Source organism: Shigella dysenteriae, assembly GCF_022354085.1.
Classification (GTDB): Bacteria; Pseudomonadota; Gammaproteobacteria; order Enterobacterales; family Enterobacteriaceae; genus Escherichia; species Escherichia coli.
Genome location: NZ_CP055055.1, coordinates 3,149,388 through 3,173,891 on the forward strand (window position 1 = coordinate 3,149,388; position 24,504 = coordinate 3,173,891).

A 24,504-nucleotide genomic window follows, 5' to 3' on the forward strand; every position below is an offset into this window, starting at 1 on the left:
AGGTGACCGATGGAGTGTGGTTAAGGTAGCGGTAAAAGCGTGTTACCGCAATGTTCTCTCTTCTCTGGAATATGATACACCGCCGAGAAATCATCACCTTAACCTCTGATAATCGTCATATACCGGACAAGACTAGTGGATTTCAGCATGCATTATATGAAGTGGATTTATCCACGCCGCTTACGCAATCAAATGATTCTGATGGCAATCCTGATGGTCATTGTCCCAACGCTTACTATTGGTTATATCGTAGAAACAGAAGGACGTTCAGCAGTCTTATCTGAAAAAGAGAAAAAACTTTCTGCCGTGGTCAACCTGCTTAATCAGGCGCTAGGCGATCGCTATGATCTCTACATCGACTTACCACGTGAGGAGCGTATCCGCGCATTAAATGCAGAACTTGCCCCCATTACCGAAAATATCACTCACGCCTTCCCTGGCATCGGCGCTGGTTATTACAACAAAACGCTGGATGCGATAATCACCTACGCGCCTTCAGCGCTATATCAGAATAATGTCGGCGTTACCATTGCCGCAGATCACCCTGGTCGCGAAGTCATGCGTACAAATACCCCTTTGGTTTATTCAGGCAGGCAGGTGCGCGGCGATATTTTGAATTCAATGATCCCCATTGAGCGTAATGGTGAAATCCTCGGCTATATCTGGGCCAATGAATTAACCGAAGATATTCGCCGCCAGGCCTGGAAAATGGATGTGAGGATTATCATTGTGCTCACCGCCGGTTTGCTGATAAGCCTGCTGTTGATTGTCCTTTTCTCCCGTCGTCTGAGCGCCAATATTGATATCATCACCGATGGCCTCTCGACTCTGGCACAAAATATTCCCACTCGATTACCACAATTGCCCGGTGAAATGGGGCAAATCAGTCAGAGTGTTAACAACCTCGCCCAAGCACTGCGTGAAACGCGGACACTTAACGATCTGATTATTGAAAACGCTGCCGATGGCGTCATTGCCATTGACCGCCAGGGTGATGTAACCACCATGAACCCGGCAGCAGAAGTTATCACTGGCTATCAACGCCATGAACTGGTAGGGCAGCCTTATTCCATGTTGTTCGACAATACTCAGTTCTACAGTCCAGTACTGGATACACTGGAACATGGCACCGAACATGTGGCGCTGGAGATCAGTTTTCCAGGCCGTGACCGCACCATTGAACTCAGTGTCACTACCAGTCGTATTCATAACACGCACGGTGAAATGATAGGTGCTTTGGTGATTTTCTCTGATTTAACTGTCCGCAAAGAAACCCAGCGCCGCATGGCGCAAGCAGAACGCCTCGCCACACTGGGTGAGCTGATGGCTGGCGTCGCGCATGAAGTACGTAATCCGCTAACGGCTATTCGTGGTTATGTACAGATCTTGCGCCAACAAACCAGCGACCTAATACATCAGGAATATCTGTCCGTAGTACTCAAAGAAATAGATTCAATTAACAAAGTTATTCAGCAATTGCTCGAATTTTCACGTCCACGCCACAGTCAATGGCAACAAGTCAGTCTCAATGCATTGGTTGAAGAAACTCTGGTACTGGTACAAACCGCCGGCGTACAAGCGCGGGTCGACTTCATAAGCGAACTGGATAATGAATTAAACCCGATTAACGCCGATCGTGAACTGCTCAAACAGGTACTACTGAATATCCTGATCAATGCCGTCCAGGCTATCAGCGCACGAGGGAAAATTCGCATTCAAACCTGGCAATACAGCGACTCACAACAGGCCATTTCGATAGAGGACAACGGCTGTGGCATTGATCTCTCGCTGCAAAAAAAGATCTTCGATCCCTTTTTCACCACCAAAGCCTCAGGAACCGGGCTTGGTCTGGCGTTAAGTCAACGCATCATTAATGCCCATCAGGGTGATATTCGCGTCGCCAGTTTGCCGGGCTACGGCGCAACCTTCACGCTTATTTTACCAATCAACCCGCAGGGAAATCAGACTGTATGACTGCTATTAATCGCATCCTTATTGTGGATGATGAAGATAATGTTCGCCGTATGCTGAGCACCGCTTTTGCACTACAAGGTTTCGAAACACATTGTGCGAACAACGGACGCACAGCATTACACCTGTTTGCTGATATTCACCCTGACGTGGTGTTGATGGATATCCGCATGCCAGAGATGGACGGCATCAAGGCACTAAAGGAGATGCGCAGTAATGAGACCCGGACACCCGTTATTCTGATGACGGCCTATGCTGAAGTGGAAACCGCCGTCGAAGCGCTACGCTGCGGGGCCTTCGACTATGTTATTAAACCGTTTGATCTCGATGAGTTGAATTTAATCGTTCAGCGCGCTTTACAACTCCAATCAATGAAAAAAGAGATCCGTCATCTGCACCAGGCACTGAGCACCAGCTGGCAATGGGGGCACATTCTCACCAACAGCCCAGCGATGATGGATATCTGCAAAGACACCGCCAAAATTGCCCTTTCTCAGGCCAGCGTCTTGATTAGCGGTGAAAGCGGCACCGGGAAAGAGTTGATTGCCAGAGCGATTCACTACAATTCGCGGCGGGCAAAGGGGCCGTTCATTAAAGTCAACTGCGCGGCGCTGCCGGAATCGTTGCTCGAAAGTGAACTGTTTGGTCATGAAAAAGGTGCATTTACTGGTGCACAAACCTTGCGTCAGGGATTATTTGAACGTGCCAACGAAGGTACTCTGCTCCTCGACGAAATTGGCGAAATGCCGCTCGTACTGCAAGCCAAATTACTACGCATTCTGCAGGAACGGGAATTTGAACGGATTGGCGGCCATCAGACCATAAAAGTTGATATCCGCATCATTGCTGCCACCAACCGCGACTTGCAGGCAATGGTAAAAGAAGGCACCTTCCGTGAAGATCTCTTTTATCGCCTTAACGTTATTCATTTAATACTGCCGCCTCTGCGCGATCGCCGGGAAGATATTTCCCTGTTAGCTAATCACTTTTTGCAAAAATTCAGTAGTGAGAATCAGCGCGATATTATCGACATCGATCCGATGGCAATGTCACTGCTTACCGCCTGGTCATGGCCGGGAAATATTCGAGAGCTTTCCAACGTTATTGAACGCGCCGTCGTGATGAATTCAGGCCCGATCATTTTTTCTGAGGATCTTCCGCCGCAGATTCGTCAGCCAGTCTGTAATGCTGGTGAGGCAAAAACAGCCCCTGTCGGTGAGCGTAATTTAAAAGAGGAAATTAAACGCGTCGAAAAACGCATCATTATGGAAGTGCTGGAACAACAAGAAGGAAACCGAACCCGCACTGCTTTAATGCTGGGCATCAGTCGCCGTGCATTGATGTATAAACTCCAGGAATACGGTATCGATCCGGCGGATGTATAACGCCAAAACTTGCTATGCAGAAATTTGCACAGTGCGCAATTTTCTGCATAGCCGCTTATTCTCCTTATGAATCCCCATCTAATTTATCCTTTTCTATTCAATTATTTAAATAAAAACACCCAATAATCTCATTCTGGCACTCCCCTTGCTATTCCCTGACTGTACCCACAACGGTGTATGCAAGAGGGATAAAAAATGAAAACAAAATTGATGACATTACAAGACGCCACCGGCTTCTTTCGTGACGGCATGACCATCATGGTGGGCGGATTTATGGGGATTGGCACTCCATCCCGCCTGGTTGAAGCATTACTGGAATCTGGTGTTCGCGACCTGACATTGATAGCCAATGATACCGCGTTTGTTGATACCGGCATCGGTCCGCTCATCGTCAATGGTCGAGTCCGCAAAGTGATTGCTTCACATATCGGCACCAACCCGGAAACAGGTCGGCGCATGATATCTGGTGAGATGGACGTCGTTCTGGTGCCGCAAGGTACGCTAATCGAGCAAATTCGCTGTGGTGGAGCTGGACTTGGAGGTTTTCTCACCCCAACGGGTGTCGGCACCGTCGTAGAGGAAGGCAAACAGACACTAACACTCGACGGTAAAACCTGGCTGCTCGAACGCCCGCTGCGCGCCGACCTGGCGCTAATTCGCGCTCATCGTTGCGACACACTTGGCAACCTGACCTATCAACTTAGCGCCCGCAACTTTAACCCCCTGATAGCCCTTGCGGCTGATATCACGCTGGTAGAGCCAGATGAACTGGTCGAAACCGGCGAGCTGCAACCTGACCATATTGTCACCCCTGGTGCCGTTATCGACCACATCATCGTTTCACAGGAGAGCAAATAATGGATGCGAAACAACGTATTGCGCGCCGTGTGGCGCAAGAGCTTCGTGATGGTGACATCGTTAACTTAGGGATCGGTTTACCCACAATGGTCGCCAATTATTTACCGGAGGGTATTCATATCACTCTGCAATCGGAAAACGGCTTCCTCGGTTTAGGCCCGGTCACGACAGCGCATCCAGATCTGGTGAACGCTGGCGGACAACCGTGCGGTGTTTTACCCGGTGCAGCCATGTTTGATAGCGCCATGTCATTTGCGCTAATCCGCGGCGGTCATATTGATGCCTGCGTGCTCGGCGGTTTGCAAGTAGACGAAGAAGCAAACCTCGCGAACTGGGTTGTGCCTGGGAAAATGGTGCCCGGTATGGGTGGCGCGATGGATCTGGTGACCGGGTCGCGCAAAGTGATCATCGCCATGGAACATTGCGCCAAAGATGGTTCAGCAAAAATTTTGCGCCGCTGCACCATGCCACTCACTGCGCAACATGCGGTGCATATGCTGGTTACTGAACTGGCTGTCTTTCGTTTTATTGACGGCAAAATGTGGCTCACCGAAATTGCCGACGGGTGTGATTTAGCCACCGTGTGTGCCAAAACAGAAGCTCGGTTTGAAGTTGCCGCCGATCTGAATACGCAACGGGGTGATTTATGATTGGTCGCATATCGCGTTTTATGACGCGTTTTGTCAGCCGGTGGCTTCCCGATCCACTGATCTTTGCCATGTTGCTGACATTGCTAACTTTCGTGATCGCGCTTTGGTTAACACCACAAACGCCGATCAGCATGGTGAAAATGTGGGGTGACGGTTTCTGGAACTTGCTGGCGTTTGGTATGCAGATGGCGCTTATCATCGTTACCGGTCATGCCCTTGCCAGCTCTGCTCCGGTGAAAAGTTTGCTGCGTACTGCCGCCTCCGCCGCAAAGACGCCCGTACAGGGCGTCATGCTGGTCACTTTCTTCGGTTCAGTCGCTTGTGTCATCAACTGGGGATTTGGTTTGGTTGTCGGCGCAATGTTTGCCCGTGAAGTCGCCCGCCGAGTACCCGGTTCTGATTATCCGTTGCTCATTGCCTGCGCCTACATTGGTTTTCTCACCTGGGGTGGCGGTTTCTCTGGCTCAATGCCTCTGTTGGCTGCAACACCGGGCAACCCGGTTGAGCATATCGCCGGGCTGATCCCGGTGGGCGATACTCTGTTCAGTGGTTTTAACATTTTCATCACTGTGGCGTTGATTGTGGTGATGCCATTTATCACCCGCATGATGATGCCAAAACCGTCTGACGTGGTGAGTATCGATCCGAAACTACTCATGGAAGAGGCTGATTTTCAAAAGCAGCTACCGAAAGATGCCCCACCATCCGAGCGACTGGAAGAAAGCCGCATTCTGACGTTGATCATCGGCGCACTCGGTATCGCTTACCTGGCGATGTACTTCAGCGAACATGGCTTCAACATCACCATCAATACCGTCAACCTGATGTTTATGATTGCGGGTCTGCTGCTACATAAAACGCCAATGGCTTATATGCGTGCTATCAGCGCGGCAGCACGCAGTACTGCCGGTATTCTGGTGCAATTCCCCTTCTACGCTGGGATCCAACTGATGATGGAGCATTCCGGTCTGGGCGGACTCATTACCGAATTCTTCATCAATGTTGCGAACAAAGACACCTTCCCGGTAATGACCTTTTTTAGTTCTGCACTGATTAACTTCGCCGTTCCGTCTGGCGGCGGTCACTGGGTTATTCAGGGACCTTTCGTGATACCCGCAGCCCAGGCGCTGGGCGCTGATCTCGGTAAATCGGTAATGGCGATCGCCTACGGCGAGCAATGGATGAACATGGCACAACCATTCTGGGCGCTGCCAGCACTGGCAATCGCTGGGCTCGGTGTCCGCGACATCATGGGCTACTGCATCACTGCCCTGCTCTTCTCCGGCGTCATTTTCGTCATTGGTTTAACGCTGTTCTGACGGCACCCCTACAAACAGAAGGAATATAAAATGAAAAATTGTGTCATCGTCAGTGCGGTACGTACTGCTATCGGTAGTTTTAACGGTTCACTCGCTTCCACCAGCGCCATCGACCTGGGGGCGACAGTAATTAAAGCCGCCATTGAACGTGCAAAAATCGATTCACTACACATTGATGAAGTGATTATGGGTAACGTGTTGCAAGCCGGGTTGGGGCAAAATCCGGCACGTCAGGCACTGTTAAAAAGCGGGCTGGCAGAAACGGTGTGCGGATTCACGGTCAATAAAGTGTGTGGTTCGGGTCTTAAAAGTGTGGCGCTTGCCGCCCAGGCAATTCAGGCAGGTCAGGCGCAAAGCATTGTGGCGGGGGGTATGGAAAATATGAGTTTAGCGCCCTACTTACTCGATGCAAAAGCACGTTCTGGTTATCGTCTTGGAGACGGACAGGTTTATGACGTAATCCTGCGCGATGGTCTGATGTGCGCCACCCATGGTTATCATATGGGGATTACCGCCGAGAACGTGGCCAAAGAGTACGGAATTACCCGAGAAATGCAGGATGAACTGGCGCTACATTCACAGCGTAAAGCGGCAGCCGCAATTGAGTCCGGTGCTTTTACAGCCGAAATCGTCCCGGTAAATGTTGTCACTCGGAAGAAAACCTTCGTCTTCAGTCAAGACGAATTCCCGAAAGCGGATTCTACGACTGAAGCGTTAGGCGCATTGCGCCCGGCCTTCGATAAAGCAGGAACAGTCACCGCCGGGAACGCGTCTGGTATTAACGACGGTGCTGCCGCTCTGGTGATTATGGAAGAATCTGCGGCGCTGGCAGCAGGCCTTACCCCCCTGGCTCGCATTAAAAGTTATGCCAGCGGTGGCGTGCCCCCCGCATTGATGGGTATGGGTCCAGTACCTGCCACGCAAAAAGCGTTACAACTGGCGGGGCTGCAACTGGCGGATATTGATCTCATTGAGGCTAATGAAGCATTTGCTGCACAGTTCCTTGCCGTTGGGAAATCCCTGGGCTTTGATTCTGAGAAAGTGAATGTCAACGGCGGGGCCATCGCGCTCGGGCATCCTATCGGTGCCAGTGGTGCTCGTATTCTGGTCACACTATTACATGCCATGCAGGCACGCGATAAAACGCTGGGGCTGGCAACACTGTGCATTGGTGGCGGCCAGGGAATTGCGATGGTGATTGAACGGTTGAATTAATCAATAAAAACACCCGATAGCGAAAGTTATCGGGTGTTTTCTTGAACATCGACGGCGAAGGTAACCCCATTAATCACCAGTCAAAACTTTTCACCAGCGTCAGCTCGCCAGCATTACGCATCGGTACAATAAATGTTTCCTGTTTCTCATTGACCGATCCTTCATCGGTAATCAGCGTCAGTTGGGCGGTGGTTAATTCCGTTTCGCTGCGCCCACCATAGTAGTTGATATACACCTGATAGCGCCCGTGAACTGGCGCTGGCATGGCGAAAATCTCGGGTCCATACCCCGTCGTGACATCCATATCCAGTGCACCACTGTTTTTCAGCACGGTGTTACCGTACCAGGCGTGTTCGCCATCGGGCGTGACAACGTGAAGATCGAGGTCGGTATTGTCCGTATCCCACGAGAGAACCAGCCGTAAACGTGCACGAATCGTTCCTGTACCCGGCGTTGAGTAAAACTGCATTTTTTGTCGGCTTCGCCCATCCGGGCTGATGACCTGCACGCTGTTGCTGCCTTCAGTGAAAATATAAGGGCGTGCAAATGAACCATCGGATTCAACTCTCTGCGGCATACTGGCACCGTTGACCACCAGCCGGCCCTGCTGAACTTTACCCGCCGCAGCATAATTCTTTATTTTGCCGTGGATCTGCGCTGAGATATTTTGATCATCTGCCATGTTGACGGACGACGCCGGGTAATTGATCGATTGTGAAAAACTGGCATCTTCGCCCTCTGCCGGATGCCAGCCTGAGAGCGGTGCGTCAATCTCGACTTCCTGCACACCTTCACTGTGAGCGACAGGCGAAAGCGCCACCAGTAACAACGGAAGAAAAATCTTTCGCATAGCATTAGTCCATTAATAATTGTCGGGTCAGCGTTTCGATATAGTTCTCATCAAGCCCGGTGGGATAACCATCAAAGGCCAGGTGCAGATACTCATGGGTTAAATCCAGCCGATCCTGAAGCGTAAAGAAGTTACGAATAAACAGCCGTTTCTGCTGCCGATCGGTATAGGGGAAACCTGAGACTAAACGACAGACCGCAAACACGTCTGGTTCGTTGTACCCCGTCTCGCCTTGTAATATACGCCGCCACTGCGGCATTTTTTTCGCCAGCCAGGCTTTCGCTTTGGGTAATAACTGACAGGTTGAGCGTGGCGCTCCCCAGCGGCTAAGGCTGTTGTCGGGATAAGCAAACGCGAGTATCTGGTCGTAACGCTCTCCCTGCCCGGCCTGGGCCATGGCTTGCCGCCAGGAAAGCGTCCCTTCGGTAGCGCGACTGCCGTGATAATGAACCGGATCGCCCGCATAGATGAGATCCTGCGTCCAGGCGGTCATCGTTCGCGCCCCCGTGGTAGCTGGCGAAGCAGAAACACGCTGCGTGGCGCTGCTGTCGGGGATGGTCAGGCAATCGCCTTCCCGATTGGCGTTTTGCTGTAAAAAAGTGCGTATCGCCACGGTCATGGCTTTCGCTGCCTCAGGTGGCGTACTTTTCGCCTCGCAATCCAGAACTCTGGCAACGTACTCTTCACGATCGAGATGCGACTGCAATTTCAGTTTGCCCTTTTCGGTCAGTAAGGTCGTCTCACCGTGGCTGACAAACGTAATGTGGTTACCATTGGCAAATGTCACACGATAGCGCCCATTAAGTACGCCGGGTTTTACTGACGTCGTACTCTTTTCCGCTGTGATTTTCTTCAGCGGATAGCGGGCAAATAGCTCCACCTCTACACATTGCCCACTGGCAACTTGTGTCGGCACTGGCAAAACCCGATTAAGCACCGTCGCATAACGGGTCAGTACCGTTTTGCTGGTGCCACTGCCAGTAACCCACAGCGGTGTACCATCGGTTAACCAGCCGGCAAAACCACCCTGACGGATTTCCTGTTTATCATCGGCAAACCAGCTCCAGGTTTTCACCCGTACCCGACTACCGAGCATGGATGCGACACCGATTTTCGCCTCGTCCAGCACCACATCCAGTAAGACTTCCTGAGCTTTGTTTTGCGCAGGTAACGTCGCTAATGAATCAAGCAGCGATTTAACCGTTACCGAGGTTTCTGGCTTCAGCGTAGTAAGAGACGCTAACCACGCAGGTGCCTGACGCTGTTGCCAGTATTGCCCCCACACATCTGCGCCAATATGCAACCGCTGCGGCGCAAAATAGAGCCCACAGGAACGTACCAGCGCGGTATCGCGCGTTATGCTCTCCCCAGCCTGACAACAATAAACCTCTTCCGGGGAGTTTCCGCGACACTGGTAGGGCTGCTCCGGTTGATGGGTATCCTCCAGCCAGGCGTAAACATACAGTTTCCACAAACTCCCTAACGGCGTGGTGAGCGAGTCAGGTAATGTCGAGGCTTTGGTCACGCCTGATGACGACAGCTGATACAGTTGATCGTGCTGCGCACCACGCAGTGCCAGTTGTAACGGCGTCTCCTCCGCAAGCGTTGGCAGAGTAACCAACGCCAATAGCCAGACGATTCTGCGCCAGTTCACTTATTTCACCTGCATCCCGGGCCATTCGCTCCCTGCCGCAACACTTTGCTGCGCAGGTGCATAGGAACGCACATAACGAGCAGGAGGCAGAACGAATTGCCCTTTTTGCGAGAAGCGCAGCAAATGGCGGAAAGTGACCGTTCCCGTCAGTTCTTTCACCGGCACCATATAGGCCAGTTCGCCCATTTCATTACGCGCTTTTTCCAGCAATTGCCCCTGCTGTTTCGCGGCGTTGGGTTTATTGACTGAAATGCCCCATGTTGTGCGCTCAACGTCGGCTCCCGGCGGGAGCGGTACTTCCACCTGACCATAGCGCAGAACTGCATCCTGCTCGCTGGTAAGCGTAATTTCATCGAGATACAGCGCATCGCTGTCAATCTCATTGCTGGTCACCGGCTGCAGAGTAAAGCTCATCTCTTCTTCACCGGGGATAAGCCGATACAACTGGCGTTCAACGGTCACCGGAATGTTACTTTGTTGAGCCGTTTTTGCCGGTTCACGCCAGCGGACCTGCACATTTTGCGGCGATAATTCGTCACCAAAAGAGAGAATGTCCGGCACGCCCTGACCAACCCAACGCCAGTATTCGCCCCCTCCAGTTAACTTATGTTTGGCCCATGCGCCCGCAGGCGCAGGCAACACAACCGAAGGCATTGTCGCCATATATTTCGCCAGCCAGTTCATGGCCAGCGCGCGCTCAATAGTAGATTGCTCAGCGGTCAAACCACTTAAAATAGCAGCCGCCTGGGTAGCGTCACCACCGCTATTGAGCAGCACAACCGTGTGCGCCAGCGGCTGATTGCTGTTTGCCGCTTTATCCCACGCATATTGCTGAACCTGTGGCATCACCGTGGACTTCAACTGCGCTTTTTTCAGCAACGTCATGGTTAAGACGTTTGCCACCGCATCTGCCAGTGGAGATTCCGGTGTATCGAGGATCAGGCTGTCATTGATATCGCGGGGGTCTTCCTCCGAGAAATCTTCAGTTTTAGTTCCGCGCCGGGCGATAGCTTCATCCAACCCTTTCAACAACGTTTTGCACGGCAGATTCATCTCCTGTGCCCACGCCAGCACCAGTGCCCGATGCAATAACGGCATGTTATCTGCCTGCTCGGCATAACTGTCGAGCATATGCTGCCAGTATTCCGGTTGTTGCGTTACGCCGAGCGCCTGGCTGGCCTGCCAGTCGGCGTACCATGCCCATGCCGTAAGGAAGGCGTCACCATTGCCATCTTCACCCCACCAGGTAAAGCGCGCTCCGGGCCCCGCCAGTTGCATCAGCCGCAGACGGTTATCCTGAATCATCTGACGAATGTCGTTAGCGGCGGCACTTTGATGATCGGCAAGCGAACGCCAGGCGAGACTGAGCGGGATCAGACGGCTACCGGTGTTGATCACCCCACCCCACGGTTCATCGACTATCGCATCAAGATTGTTGCGGAAAATCTCCTGCGGCGTTTCACTACTTTGTAGCCGGATATTGCTCGCCTGCTCGGGCAACATCAGCGCGTTATCGCCACCGCCGAGCATGACATTTTTCTGCTGTTCAACGGGCCAGCTGTTATCCACAAAAGACAGTTTTGTGCTAATGCTGTCCTGCACTTGCCCATTTTGTTGCAGTTCTGCACTTAACAAGCCAGATTGCTGAATGTTCTGCGTCAGCGAAATATAATTCGCCCCTTTGTGCAGCGTCAGCGTCTGGCGCATCTCAGCGCCTGCAAATTTAGTCACCAGCGCCACCGGTTCGTTATCCTGCTGACTGAAGATAAACAGTCCTGCCGCCGGTTTGTCGCCCACGCGATACACCGTTGGCATACTCCACTTCATGTAGAGATTTTTTTCCGAACGCAGATAAGCACGCCCCTGCCCGACCAGCCCGTCGCCGTTCATCCCACGCGCGGTGATACGCCAGCGGGTTAACGAATCAGGCATCAGGAACGTGAAATACGCTTTGCCTTGTTTATCGGTTGTGAGTGACGGCATCCATGCCGCGGTATCCACCTCTTCACGCCGTGGACGTTCAAGCATTTTTACTCGCCGCTCGCTGCGGTTAGTTGCGCCAGGCGCAACCGGCTCGCTGGAGAGCGCCTGGTCGTAGCTGATAAACGACAGACTGGAGCTGGTACGCACATTGTTACGCCCCAGCGGATAGAAAAATTTGCCGATATTCGGCGCGATTTCTGGTTGCAGCGCGTAGATCATTTCATCGACCACGCCTACCGTTAGCTGCGCAGAAACAGGTTTACCTTTCAGCAACGAGGTTAATTCGACATTGACCAGTTCACCAGGCTGGTAATGGGTTTTGTCCGTTTTCACCCGGATATCCAGCTGGGGAACGGCAACTTTGATCCCGGCATTCTGAAAACTGTACTGACCGTTACGGGTATACAGCACCGAAAAAGTGATGTTAGGCGCAAAGGAATTGCTCACTGAAACACGGGCTTCATACTGAGTATCGTTTAAACGTTGTAACGTCAGCCAGTTTGCCGGATGCGATAGCAGCGACTGCTGTTCCACGCGATCGCGTTCCAGCGTCAATAATGCTTCATCAATTGGCTCCGGGAAGGTAATCAGCATCTTCGCGGTTTCGCCAGGCTGGTACAGCGTTTTATCTGCCACGATATCTACCGTACCAGTATGCGACATGCTGCCCTTACCGCTGACTGCATGGCTTAACCCGGCGAGAATTAAGCCGTCTTTATCGCGTAACGTCAGATTGTAGTTGCCAGGTTTATCGAAATTGACGGTAAAGGATTTGCCGCCAGACGGTAGCTCTCCGCTATGGCTCGTGCGGTCTTCGAGACGCAACCATTCATACGTAACAGGAACCTGTTTTGAAGATTCCAGCGCGGCATAACGGAACACAACCGACTCGCCGCTATTACTGTATTGTGCGGCGGTACTTAAAGAGTAATGCGCCAGGCCGCGTTCAATGAGGATCTCTTTGGTGGTGGTGACGCGATACGCCGCGCCGTCACTGGCGGAGACGGTTAACAAATAACGGCTCGGTTTATCGGCGGCGGGGAGATTTAACGCCACATGACCGCTATCGTCGGACACCGTTTCACTGCCTTCCAGCGACACGGGAAAACGTCCGGCATAACGCAAATCGTTACCAACCATTGATAATTGCTGAGCGCGCAAACTTAACTGCACGCGGGCATCTTTTACCGGCTCACCATCCGGGTAGAGAAGTTGCAGTTTGCCGCTGACCGCTTCGCCAGTTTTGAACTCTTTTTTGTCGAGAGCTAAACCAATCTCGAAATGTGGCTTGATGTAGTTTGCCACGCGAAAACTGCTGCTATAGACCTGATTGCGGTAAGCAAGACGTAACTCATAACCTCCGGCAACGGCATTTTCTGGCAGGCGGAAACTTCCCTGCCCGCCATTGCGCGCATCCAGCGTGACATCGACGGTTTGCAACAGACTGCCGTTAGCGTCCAGCACCGAAAGCTTCGCCGGGGCGCTGACGATGGGGGATGAATGCAACGGATCGTGGAACTCGCGGCCCATCACTTTAACATCGACACGATCGCCTGCGCGATATAGCGGGCGATCGGTAAAAATATACAAGCGGGTGTTGTAGATTTCGCTTTCGTAGAAGAAGTTCTCGGAGACAAAAACGCCGCCTTCAGCATCCTTACCCAGAATGTATGAACGTTCTGGCGATATATGTTGTAACTGCAAGGTACCGCTGTCATCGGTCACACCGCGAGTCATCACGCCAAGACCGTCTGTCCACAAAATTTCTGCTCCCGGCTTCGCTTCCCCCTGCTTTTTTCCAGCGGTCCACACCAGAAGTTCGTTACCCGACACTTTACTCAACGCCACGGTATTGGAGACAAATACCACCGTTGTTGCCCGATAACCGCCGACCATCGCTTCGACGAGATACAGCCCCGGCTCTTGTTTGCCGAGAGGGATATAGATGTTGCCCGGCTGCGGCGAGATGAAGTTACTGGATGCACCTTCCAGTCTTACGCCTTGCTGCGGCTCGACCGGTTTAGCCTGCCATAATGGGTAACGGAACTGTTCCACCAGTGGATATTTTTTCAGCGGTGAAAACTGGTTGTTCTGTACATAACGGGAAGGTTTGATAATGGCATTGCCGAGCTGTAATTCGGGTAACGCCTGAGTCACATTCTGCCGTGACTGAGAAGAGAAAGTACGCTGCATCACGCGGCGAGATTTGCCGTACCAGTTATCCCACAGCCAGGTCAGCGTATTGTTCAGCCCGTCGCCCAGATATTGCGGTTGCACCACAATGCGATGCAGGTTTTTCTGCTGGCGCAAAAATGCCATCGGGTCAGGAATACGATACAGGCGAACGTCCACGCCGCCGTACTCTTCCATCTGATAGCGCCGATAATCACGCCCCGGCGCTTCCAGTCGCACTTTCGCCTCTTCACTGCTGCTAAAACTGCTGTCAGCAAGCAAAAAGAATGTTCCCCCTGCGGGCGGCGCATAGTTACTGGAAGGAAGCGAATCATCAGCATTAGCAAGCCCTGTTCCCACAAGAGACAGGGACAAGCACGCTGCTATCGCGCCAGAAAATTTAAACGATAAATGCCAATGAAATTGGGATTGGAATCGTTGGGTATCCATCGGGTGTCCTTCCATGTCATAAGTTGTTGCAGACTGACTGCGCGCATTCCGTTGTCAGTTTTCGTGGCGCTTCCGGTGTGGTAGATGACGTAACGCCCCATCCAGACCATTAAGTGCTGGGCATCGCCCTGATCGAAAAAAATCATATCGCCAGGCAGCGCCTGGTTTATGTCCTGGCCAATAAATTGGCTGTTGTACTGAATCAAATTAATCGCGGTTACGTAGGGGCCGGTTTTCCCGTTCCCCTGATTCCAGTTTTGCGCCAGTTGCCGCTGTTCAGGTGTTAGCGTCATCTCTGGCGGCAAATACTGGTTAGAGAAACCGTTATTTTTTAGCCATTTACTGTCGTGAACTTTCAGCGCCTCGTTCGCTGCAAATCGCACCAGGCCCGCACAATCCTGCTGATACCAGCGTGGACTTGGCCCCTGGCGGAGCTGTTCCTGAGCAATGCGCACAAACCAGGCGCGAAACAGCCCGGATTGTTCGACATTCAGCATTTCGCTATGGGCAACAACACAACACAACCAGCAAATCAGCGCCAGCAGGACGTGCCTCATAGCGGCTGCCAGGTTATGGGTAGCCACTGCCAGGCGGCACCGGGTTCCATCTGGGCCAGCTTCATGACATAACGCGGTTGTTGAGATAAAGCGTCCAGCTTCGGCATTAATAAAGTTTGTGCGGCATTATAAAAAACCGGTTCGAGATTCTTCGGCAGACTGGTCAACGTTTCGTTACGCAGCAGTTTCGCCACGCCTTGTGGATTGATATAGAGCGGAACGATGCCATCAGTGGGTATTACATCCACCATTGCCGGGCGGGTTTTATTCAGTGTTTGCAGGGCGTTATTAACCAGCGTGTCATCGAGGGAGAAAAGCAGCGTTTTGTTTTGCATCGCCAGCGACACGCGGAAAAAATAATCCGACATTAATTGATCGGGTTGCGCCGCCTGCGCTTTCGGATACTGACCGTATCGGGAACTCACTTCGCGACGCCAGATTTGCGCTTCGCCCTGCTGAGTCTGGCTTACCGGCAAAACACCTTCTGGCGCTTTGCTTTCGTGCGCACCAATATTTTGCGTAAACAGTTTCCCTGGCAATTGCGCCTGTTCGGCAGTGCCATCAAACTGACCGACAAACAGCGGGGTTTGCAATTTTGAGTCTTCATACCAGCACAGCCCCGCGGCACCGTCTAACGCCCCATTCAACTTGTCGTTTTCCTGGCTGATGTGCGAAAGCATCTCTTCGGCAATACCGTGTGAATACGGCACCGCCACACAGAAACTGGCCCCGGCAGGCATACTGTTCCAGACCGGCGTAAAATCGAAACTGGCATCTACGCTGGCGGATTCATCATTTAACGCCACAAAACTGTGCCAGCCGTCGTTACCCATTTCGAAGCGTACGCCAGCAAAAGAAGGCATTAATCGCTGGTAGCCAAACCCCAGCAACCTGGCGCTGACTACGATACGCTGGCGTACTGGCGTTTTTTCGGCAGTACGCTCTTCCAGGCCAAAGCTGGCTTGCCAGCGTTTTTTGCCGCTCAACAAATCACTTGCGATCGCCGTGGCTTCCGTATCCTGCTGGTCATCTTTAAACAGCATATCCGTGCTGGAAAACACCAACATCTTGTCCTGATATGTCGCGAACATCAGGACGTTATTGCCGTTATAGCGCAACTGATAAACAGGAATAGTTTCACTATTTATCTTGATGCTACTGATTTCCGTTTTGTTTAACTGGCTGTCGCTGGTAGCGGCAAATAACAATGGCTCCAGCAGTTTGCTTAAACCACTGCGTTGGATCAGCACCATGTAATGTGAAAGATGGCCTTGTTTATCGTGCCATAGCGCCGCCTGCGCGGGCTGATCTAAGAGTGACGAAAAGAGCTTATCTTTCAGCGTGAGATCGTGTTCATAGACAATGCGACGAATGCTGCCTTCAATGCCCAGACGATCGGCATGATTCTGATAATAGAAAACGAAATCTTCACTCAGAACATCGTGGAGAAACGGAATGGTGAGGAGATCTTTGGGAAGCTGGCTCAGAGAGTCGCTGTCGAGAAAGAGGTCCGGCTCATTGAGATCGATTTGCAGATTGTTGTGCACCACCAGCGGCGACAACGTTTTTTCTGGCCCACTGCCAGCATATTGCAACGCCCAGACGCCCGCGGAAAGGAGCGCAACAACACCGACACCTACAAGGCCATAAAACTGCCAGCCTTTCGCCTTTTTTTCACCACTCATTGCCACATTCCTTGTGTATAGCCAGCCATTTTTTACGGGCACAGCCAAACTTTACCGTGCCCTAATACGACAAAAGCCCAGACTTTGCAGCCTGGACTTTTCAATTCAAACAAGGGAGATAGCTCCCTTTTGGCATGAAGAAGTAAAATTATTCTTCTTCTGGCTCGTCGTCAACGTCCACTTCCGGAGCGATTTCATCGTCCCCTTCCGCGGCACTGCCGTCGATGGTATCCAGATCTTCCTCGTCAACCGGTTCAGCAACACGTTGCAGACCCACTACGTTTTCATCTTCCGCAGTACGGATGAGGATCACGCCCTGGGTGTTACGGCCCACGATGCTGATTTCTGAAACGCGAGTACGTACCAGCGTACCGGCATCGGTGATCATCATGATCTGGTCGCAGTCATCTACCTGTACCGCGCCAACCACTAAACCGTTACGTTCGGTAACCTTGATGGAGATAACCCCTTTCGTCGCACGCGACTTAGTCGGGTATTCCGCCACTGCGGTACGTTTACCATAACCGTTCTGCGTTGCGGTGAGGATTGCGCCATCGCCACGAGGCACGATCAGAGAGACGACTTTATCACCTTCGCCTAAACGAATACCGCGAACACCGGTGGTGTTGCAGCCCATCGCACGGACAGAAGACTCTTTAAAGCGCACCACTTTACCTTCGGCGGAGAACAGCATTACTTCGTCTTCGCCGCTGGTCAGGTCAACGCCGATCAGCTCATCGCCTTCAACCAGTTTGATCGCCACTTTACCGGCGGTACGCAGACGGTTGAACTCGGTGAGGACGGTTTTCTTCACAGTCCCGTTAGCGGTCGCCATGAAGACTTTCACGCCTTCTTCAAACTCGGTCACCGGCAGGATCGCGGTGATACGTTCGTCCTGCTCCAGCGGCAGCAGGTTGACGATCGGACGACCGCGCGCGCCACGAGTGGCCTCCGGCAACTGGTAAACTTTCATCGAATAGACGCGACCACGGCTGGAGAAGCACAGAATATGGTCGTGCGTGTTCGCCACCAGCAGTCGGTCGATAAAGTCTTCTTCTTTAATACGTGCGGCAGATTTACCTTTCCCGCCACGACGCTGCGCTTCGTATTCAGAAAGCGGCTGATATTTAACGTAGCCCTGGTGAGAGAGCGTCACGACCACATCTTCCTGGGTGATCAGATCTTCCAGGTTGATGTCTGCGCTGTTGGCGGTGATTTCAGTACGACGTTTGTCACCGAACTGTTCACGAACCAGCTCCAGCTCTTCACGGATCACTTCCATCAGACGATCGGCGCTACCAAGAATACGCAGCAGTTCCGCGATCTGATCCAGCAGCTCTTTGTATTCGTCGAGCAGTTTTTCGTGCTCAAGGCCGGTCAGTTTCTGCAAACGCAGATCCAGAATCGCCTGAGCTTGCTGTTCGGTCAGGTAGTACAGACCATCACGCACGCCGAACTCTGGCTCCAGCCATTCCGGACGCGCAGCATCGTCGCCAGCACGTTCGAGCATCGCGGCAACGTTGCCCAGCTGCCACGGATTAGCCACCAGCGCAGTTTTCGCTTCTGCAGGCGTCGGCGCATGACGGATCAGTTCGATGATCGGGTCGATGTTCGCCAGCGCCACGGCTAATGCTTCAAGGATATGAGCACGATCGCGAGCTTTACGCAGTTCGAAAATAGTACGACGGGTCACCACTTCACGGCGGTGACGAACAAACGCCGCGATGATGTCTTTCAGGTTCATGATCTTTGGCTGACCATGGTGCAATGCCACCATGTTGATACCGAAAGAAACCTGCAACTGGGTCTGGGAGTAGAGGTTGTTGAGCACAACTTCACCGACCGCATCGCGTTTCACTTCAATCACGATGCGCATACCGTCTTTGTCAGACTCGTCACGCAGCGCGCTGATGCCTTCCACGCGTTTTTCTTTTACCAGTTCCGCAATCTTCTCGATCAGGCGCGCTTTGTTTACCTGATACGGAATTTCGTGGACGATAATGGTTTCACGTCCGGTTTTGGCGTCAACTTCCACTTCAGCACGGGCGCGGATATATACCTTGCCGCGACCGGTACGGTAAGCTTCTTCAATACCGCGACGACCGTTAATGATTGCCGCCGTCGGGAAGTCCGGCCCCGGGATGTGTTCCATCAGCCCTTCAATGCTGATGTCTTCATCATCGATATACGCCAGACAGCCGTTGATGACTTCCGTCAGGTTGTGCGGCGGGATGTTGGTTGCCATACCTACGGCGATACCGGAAGAACCGTTCACCAGCAGGTTAGGAATTTTGGTTGGCATGACGTCGGGAATTTTTTCCGTGCCGTCATAGTTATCAACGAAATCGACCGTCTCTTTTTCGAGATCGGCCATCAGTTCATGGGCAATTTTAGCCAGACGGATTTCCGTATAACGCATTGCCGCCGCAGAGTCGCCGTCGATGGAACCGAAGTTACCCTGACCGTCTACCAGCATGTAACGCAGCGAGAATGGCTGCGCCATACGGACGATCGTGTCATAAACCGCCGAGTCACCATGGGGATGGTATTTACCGATTACGTCACCAACGACACGGGCAGATTTTTTATAGGCTTTGTTCCAGTCATTGCCTAGTACGTTCATGGCGTAAAGTACGCGACGGTGTACCGGCTTCAGGCCATCTCGGACATCTGGCAGCGCACGGCCAACAATGACCGACATCGCATAATCCAGATATGAGCTCTTCAGCTCTTCCTCAATGTTGACCGGTGTAATTTCTCTCGCAAGGTCGCTCATCTAACCGCTATCCCTCTACTGTATCCCGGATTCAAAGGTCGCAAATTATAACACAGCCGCGCAGTTTGAGGTAAACCTATACGCTTTATTCACATCCAATGCCTGATATACTCGTTTGTCTTGCCAATTACGGAGTAGAAGTGCCAATGAATGCCGAAAAATCGCCGGTAAACCATAACGTAGACCACGAAGAGATCGCTAAATTTGAAGCCGTCGCCTCCCGCTGGTGGGATCTGGAAGGTGAGTTCAAACCGCTGCACCGCATTAACCCGCTGCGTCTGGGCTATATTGCCGAGCGTGCTGGCGGTTTATTCGGCAAAAAGGTGCTCGATGTCGGTTGCGGCGGCGGCATTTTGGCCGAGAGTATGGCGCGCGAAGGCGCGACGGTGACCGGTCTGGATATGGGCTTTGAGCCATTGCAGGTGGCAAAGCTGCACGCGCTGGAAAGCGGCATTCAGGTGGATTACGTGCAGGAAACCGTGGAAGAGCACGCGGCAAAACATGCCGGGCAGTATGATGTGGTGACCTGCATGGAGATGCTGGAGCACGTCCCCGATCCGCAGTCAGTGGTCAGAGCCTGTGCGCAACTGGTGAAACCGGGCGGCGATGTCTTTTTCTCGACGCTTAACCGCAACGGCAAGTCATGGCTGATGGCGGTAGTCGGCGCGGAATATATTTTGCGCATGGTGCCTAAAGGTACACATGATGTGAAGAAGTTTATTAAACCGGCAGAACTGCTGGGCTGGGTAGATCAGACAAGCCTTAAAGAGCGACATATAACCGGGCTACATTACAACCCGATCACTAATACTTTTAAACTCGGCCCCGGCGTGGATGTGAACTATATGCTGCACACGCAGAATAAGTGAGGTTGTTGTTTGGATTCATCCGGCAACCGCGCCAATGCCTGATGCGACGCTTGCCGCGTCTTATCAGGCCTACAAATGCTCTCCGTAGGCCAGATAAGGCGTTTACGCCGCATCCGGCAATAGTGATGGTCAGACAGCGATTACCATTTCACCGTCATCGACAAAAACCCTGCCGTCTGGGCAAAATCATCACTCCCTTTCTGCCACGCCACGCTACCACGCAGGGACACTCGCTGACTGATATTGCCCGTGACTCCCACTTTTATTTCACCCCGTTGCTTCACCGCATCGTCACTGATAGTGCTGCCATCTTCTTCAATTTCCGTCGAATGGGGATCGTGATAATAATTCAGATCTAATGTTGGTATGACATGAACAGCGGTACGCCATTCACTGTGTAAACCCAGCCGCGTCTGAATATCATCACCCTGCGATTGTGACACGCGCGCACGGTTAGCGGCGGTAAAATCATCCTGCTGCACGCCCTGATAAATCACCTGCGCCTGCGGTTCAATCACCACACCACGCCCCGGTAACCATTGATACCCGGCTTCCAGCGAGGCGATAATCCCCGACGAATGGTAATGATCCGCGCCATCGTCTTGCTCGGAAACATCATTGTTAAACCACGCGTATTGCAGCCAGTTATCCAGCCAGGCCCCCTGCTTCTGATTACCGTGCTGAAACCAGCTTGAGGTCAGCCCAACCGCATAACCGTGGTTCTGGTTATCGGCGCGAGTTCCGGTCATACTCGAGCGGCTGTCGCCCTGGTTATCGCTGTAGCCACCTACAATCCCAAGCATCCACTCGCCATCATCGCCCCAGCGCCCCCTAAACAGGTCACCGCTAAGCTGCACCGTAGAAGTGTCTTCATGCTGAGCCAGTTGCCCTGCCGCCGTGTAATGATAACGTCCGCCGATAACACGTAAATTCAGCGTCTGACCATCGCCACCAGCGTGATCGCGTCGCTCCATCACAAACGCCTGATTTGCCGCCCGCAGGTTATTGAGATAACCGCCAACTTTGGCATTCAACACCGGCTGGTAAGCAGGCGTAGGTTCCGGGTCGGGTGTTGGATCAGGATCCGGCGTGGGATCAGGATCGGGAGTCGGGTCTGGATCAGGTGGCGATGGCGGCGTTACTTCTTGCGATCGCAGATACCAGTCGTTGTTATCTTCCACCAGCGTGTAGTCATACGCTCCCATATTGACGTAGCCGCTGCCTGCCAGACTGAACTGCGCATTGTTTTGAAACTGCGTGGGATCAGCTGCGAAATCAACCACTTTAATGCCTGTCGATGTCGGCTCACCAATCCCTGTAATGGAGTTAACCACCACAGTTGTGTTGCCAGCAGTATTACCGTTCAACACCAACTGGTCGCTTGCTGAGTCATCGCCGTTTAATTCGCTGTCGAACAGTAACGTACCGCCGCCGGTGTAATCACCGTTTACCGTCAGCGTATCGCCAGCGACGCCATTTTGCAGGCTGACCGCACCGGTCGTATTGGTCAGATTGCCATTAACCGTCACGTTGGAAAGATAAGTCAGGCTGTCAGTTTCAAGGTTGGTATTAAGCTCACCTGTCAGCGTCACGCCATCGGTGGCATTCACCAGCGTCCCATCGCCGTTAAACAGTGAGGCATTAAGGGCGACGGAAGTATCCTGCCCGGTCAGGCGCAAAACCGTACCATCGCTAATGTCGATAGTGCCGCTGGAAGTAGCATCAATTGACTGAATATCCTGATCCGCGCCAGTAACGAACGTCGCCCCATCACCGACCCACAGTGACGAAGCATAAGGAAAGATATCCGCAACATCGCCTTTCAGGGTGCCTTCTTCGACACGTACCGCCGACTGCGTTGTACCGCTGGCGGTCAGCTCCAGCGTACCCGCCCCCGTTTTCGTCAATGTGCTACCCTCATCCTGATGCTGCCCGCTGCTGTCAGCCATCAGTGCGCCCCACTGCGTGTCTACCCCCGCATCAACTGCCACTTCACCGTCGGCGCGCATTTCAATATCACGCCCATGCTCAGTCGTTGTAGAGCGAGTATCGACATTGGCAGTAATCTCCATCACGCTTTCTTGTTGATTATCGGTAAAGATAACCTGGCGGTTGTAATGGGTATCTCCAAGCTGCGAGTTGTCGCTCACCATCAGCGTACCGGAGGCGATTTGCGTTGTGCCGAGGTATTGATTGTCATTTGCCAGGCGGACCTGCCCGTCACCCGCATCGATCACCACGTAGACGCCATCTTTCCCGTCACCGCCGATATGCATATCGTTTCCGCCTGCAAGATCTACCACATCCTGACTGCCGATAACCGTTCCGCTGCTGCCGCTGACTTCAAGGCCATCTTTGTATGATGTACCGCTCTGCCAGGTGGAGAAATCAGAGAGATCGAGCACACCGCCGTTTAAAACGATCGACTGCGGATCGTCCTGGAGAGCGGCAAGATCTGCCGCGTCGCCTTCCAGCGAAAGCACCGCACCATCATCAACGACTATATCGCCGGTTAGCGCCATCGACGACGCTCCCGCCAGCATATAGCTGCCGTTTTGCGCAATGGTGAGCTGACCAGCACCTTCGATGGTGCCAGCAAAACTGCCTTCATTAACAGTAACATTGCCACCAGCATCGATATTTAAAGTACCATTCTGAAAGCCCGTCAATGAGTGCACAAAAGTTTGTTGGGTGGAGCCAACATTTAGCTCTGCCTGATTCTGGTACTTATCAATACTCCCTATCGTCAGACCGTAGCAGTCTTGCGGATCGTCCTGGCAATGCGTATCTCCGACATTCATCAGGGAGTTGCTGCGGCCCAGGATAACTTCACCGTTTTCAATCTGCATCTCACCAGTAAAGTCATTGTTATCTGCATTAAGTACCAGATCGCCGGAACCTGTTTTGGTGATCAACCCGGTACCAGCAATAGAGTCAACAGCTCCGTCATTCTCTGTATTGCCGATAACCAGCGTTTTTCCGTCGGCAATATCAAAGGTAACTTCACTTAAGCCGAGATACATAAAGCCACCCGCCGCAGTGGAAGGACCATCTCCATAGCCTGCTGCGCTATTGTTCTCATCGACTAACACGCCTCCGTTCTGGCTGTAGCTGTCATCAACAGAAATATCAATAAGATAGGGAGCCGTCGCGCTATTGGTATATATCGCCCCGCCATAACCTTCGGCAGTGTTATTTGTAAAGGCAGTGTTATTTATTATCGTATAACCTGAAGGATGCTTGCTGTCGCTATTATTATCTGTGACATCGATTGCGCCGCCATCGCCATCACTGTAACTTGTTGATGTATATGCCTGGTTATTGTTAAAAACATCATCACTTAAATAGATATCATTATTGATGGTATAAATTGCACCACCTTTGCCGTCATTAGCGATGTTATTGCGAAACACGGCGTTAGTGACACGTAAATCGATGGCACCGGTATCGTTAGTACCAGAAGAATAGATTGCGCCACCATAGCCGCCTGCGACGTTACCAGAAAAAATAACATCCGTAAGATTCAGCGTTGAGTTTTCTTTAGCAAATATTGCCCCGCCGTTATTATATTCTCCTGAAACGGTGTTATTGGCAAACAGAGTCATTCCAGTTTCATTTTCTGGTGATAATGTAAATTCCGCTCCTTGTTGCAAAAATACGGCCCCACCGCTGGCATTATTGGTCATATCCGAAAAAACCAGCCATTGCCCATCGGCGATACTCCAGACCTGCGTAATGCCTGAAAGGCTTTGCCTGCTGGCGTGACAACTCGCTTTGATATCATATCCCTGGCATAAATCAATGGCCGCCGCGACACCGTTAGCAGAGAAAAGAGATGCAATCATTGACGGGAGTAGAGATAAATACTCCTTGCGTAGAAAGATAATCCGCATATTAATCTGACCATCATTTTATATAAGACGGCATATTTAAACGCATTATACAATATGGGTTATCTTTCTTTTGTAAATTGTCCAACCCGATGCAATAGCTATTTTGTTATTATTTGATGAATAGTATCAGTGCGTCATAATTCAAGTTAATAACCTTAAGGGATATCAGTTATATTTAAACTAAATTAAAGTAATGAATAATTTTCTTATAATATAA

General features: G+C 51.9%; 14 protein-coding genes. 7 read left to right on the forward strand and 7 right to left on the reverse strand.

Annotation, left to right across the window (positions count from 1 at the left end):
* Positions 1 to 147 precede the first annotated feature (147 nt).
* The 6 genes from atoS to atoB all read left to right on the forward strand — a co-directional run bounded on the left by atoS (position 148) and on the right by atoB (position 7,398).
* The gene (atoS, locus tag HUZ68_RS15135) at positions 148 to 1,974 is read left to right on the forward strand and encodes a two-component system sensor histidine kinase AtoS (RefSeq protein ID WP_000559128.1); all 1,827 of its coding nucleotides are present in this window, start codon (positions 148 to 150) and stop codon (positions 1,972 to 1,974) included.
* Entirely contained in the window at positions 1,971 to 3,356 is a 1,386-nt protein-coding gene (gene atoC / locus HUZ68_RS15140; protein ID WP_000125298.1) for an acetoacetate metabolism transcriptional regulator AtoC, read from the forward strand. The genes atoS and atoC overlap by 4 nt, the downstream gene beginning before the upstream one ends.
* Before the next feature lie 195 nt (positions 3,357 to 3,551).
* Positions 3,552 to 4,214, forward strand: a complete 663-nt coding sequence (gene atoD, locus HUZ68_RS15145; RefSeq protein WP_000850540.1) for an acetate CoA-transferase subunit alpha — start codon at positions 3,552 to 3,554, stop codon at positions 4,212 to 4,214.
* Positions 4,214 to 4,864 carry an acetate CoA-transferase subunit beta gene (gene atoA / locus HUZ68_RS15150; protein WP_000339064.1) on the forward strand — a complete coding sequence of 217 codons (651 nt, stop codon included), beginning with the start codon at positions 4,214 to 4,216 and terminating at the stop codon, positions 4,862 to 4,864. The genes atoD and atoA overlap by 1 nt, the downstream gene beginning before the upstream one ends.
* Positions 4,861 to 6,183: a TIGR00366 family protein gene (locus HUZ68_RS15155; protein ID WP_000580275.1), complete on the forward strand. Its 1,323-nt coding sequence runs from the start codon at positions 4,861 to 4,863 to the stop codon at positions 6,181 to 6,183. The genes atoA and HUZ68_RS15155 overlap by 4 nt, the downstream gene beginning before the upstream one ends.
* Positions 6,184 to 6,213: 30 nt before the next feature.
* Entirely contained in the window at positions 6,214 to 7,398 is a 1,185-nt protein-coding gene (atoB, locus tag HUZ68_RS15160; protein ID WP_000786524.1) for an acetyl-CoA acetyltransferase, read from the forward strand.
* 73 nt (positions 7,399 to 7,471) lie between these two features.
* Here the strand turns inward: atoB and HUZ68_RS15165 are convergent, their stop codons facing one another.
* The 6 genes from HUZ68_RS15165 to gyrA all read right to left on the reverse strand — a co-directional run bounded on the left by HUZ68_RS15165 (position 7,472) and on the right by gyrA (position 19,525).
* Positions 7,472 to 8,248, reverse strand: coding sequence for a YfaP family protein (locus tag HUZ68_RS15165; protein WP_001225837.1), 777 nt, complete (start codon positions 8,246 to 8,248; stop codon positions 7,472 to 7,474).
* 4 nt (positions 8,249 to 8,252) lie between these two features.
* Positions 8,253 to 9,902: a YfaQ family protein gene (locus tag HUZ68_RS15170; protein WP_239593920.1), complete on the reverse strand. Its 1,650-nt coding sequence runs from the start codon at positions 9,900 to 9,902 to the stop codon at positions 8,253 to 8,255.
* Positions 9,903 to 14,417, reverse strand: coding sequence for an alpha-2-macroglobulin family protein (locus tag HUZ68_RS15175; protein WP_033815415.1), 4,515 nt, complete (start codon positions 14,415 to 14,417; stop codon positions 9,903 to 9,905).
* 23 nt (positions 14,418 to 14,440) lie between these two features.
* Entirely contained in the window at positions 14,441 to 15,064 is a 624-nt protein-coding gene (locus HUZ68_RS15180) for a DUF1175 domain-containing protein (RefSeq protein ID WP_021577729.1), read from the reverse strand.
* Positions 15,061 to 16,749, reverse strand: coding sequence for a DUF2138 domain-containing protein (locus tag HUZ68_RS15185; protein WP_033815414.1), 1,689 nt, complete (start codon positions 16,747 to 16,749; stop codon positions 15,061 to 15,063). Before HUZ68_RS15185 ends, HUZ68_RS15180 begins: the two co-directional genes overlap by 4 nt.
* A 148-nt stretch (positions 16,750 to 16,897) precedes the next feature.
* On the reverse strand, positions 16,898 to 19,525 hold the full coding sequence (gyrA, locus tag HUZ68_RS15190; RefSeq protein WP_001281251.1) for a DNA topoisomerase (ATP-hydrolyzing) subunit A: 2,628 nt from the start codon (positions 19,523 to 19,525) through the stop codon (positions 16,898 to 16,900).
* 146 nt (positions 19,526 to 19,671) lie between these two features.
* Between gyrA and ubiG the strand changes: the two genes are divergently transcribed.
* Complete coding sequence (ubiG, locus tag HUZ68_RS15195; protein WP_000990765.1) at positions 19,672 to 20,394, forward strand: bifunctional 2-polyprenyl-6-hydroxyphenol methylase/3-demethylubiquinol 3-O-methyltransferase UbiG; 723 nt, start codon at positions 19,672 to 19,674, stop codon at positions 20,392 to 20,394.
* A 140-nt stretch (positions 20,395 to 20,534) separates the two neighbouring features.
* Here the strand turns inward: ubiG and yfaL are convergent, their stop codons facing one another.
* Positions 20,535 to 24,287 carry an AIDA-I family autotransporter adhesin YfaL/EhaC gene (gene yfaL, locus HUZ68_RS15200; RefSeq protein ID WP_033815413.1) on the reverse strand — a complete coding sequence of 1,251 codons (3,753 nt, stop codon included), beginning with the start codon at positions 24,285 to 24,287 and terminating at the stop codon, positions 20,535 to 20,537.
* Positions 24,288 to 24,504 lie beyond the last annotated feature (217 nt).

Bases quoted from the DNA above. Each gene is read 5' to 3' on its own strand.
- atoC (WP_000125298.1), top strand. From the start codon at position 1,971: ATGACTGCTATTAATCGCATCCTTATTGTGGATGATGAAGATAATGTT.
- HUZ68_RS15155 (WP_000580275.1), top strand. From the start codon at position 4,861: ATGATTGGTCGCATATCGCGTTTTATGACGCGTTTTGTCAGCCGGTGG.
- HUZ68_RS15185 (WP_033815414.1), bottom strand. From the start codon at position 16,749: ATGAGTGGTGAAAAAAAGGCGAAAGGCTGGCAGTTTTATGGCCTTGTA.
- yfaL (WP_033815413.1), bottom strand. From the start codon at position 24,287: ATGCGGATTATCTTTCTACGCAAGGAGTATTTATCTCTACTCCCGTCA.
- atoB (WP_000786524.1), top strand. From the start codon at position 6,214: ATGAAAAATTGTGTCATCGTCAGTGCGGTACGTACTGCTATCGGTAGT.
- ubiG (WP_000990765.1), top strand. From the start codon at position 19,672: ATGAATGCCGAAAAATCGCCGGTAAACCATAACGTAGACCACGAAGAG.
- HUZ68_RS15165 (WP_001225837.1), bottom strand. From the start codon at position 8,248: ATGCGAAAGATTTTTCTTCCGTTGTTACTGGTGGCGCTTTCGCCTGTC.
- gyrA (WP_001281251.1), bottom strand. From the start codon at position 19,525: ATGAGCGACCTTGCGAGAGAAATTACACCGGTCAACATTGAGGAAGAG.
- atoS (WP_000559128.1), top strand. From the start codon at position 148: ATGCATTATATGAAGTGGATTTATCCACGCCGCTTACGCAATCAAATG.
- atoA (WP_000339064.1), top strand. From the start codon at position 4,214: ATGGATGCGAAACAACGTATTGCGCGCCGTGTGGCGCAAGAGCTTCGT.
- atoD (WP_000850540.1), top strand. From the start codon at position 3,552: ATGAAAACAAAATTGATGACATTACAAGACGCCACCGGCTTCTTTCGT.
- HUZ68_RS15180 (WP_021577729.1), bottom strand. From the start codon at position 15,064: ATGAGGCACGTCCTGCTGGCGCTGATTTGCTGGTTGTGTTGTGTTGTT.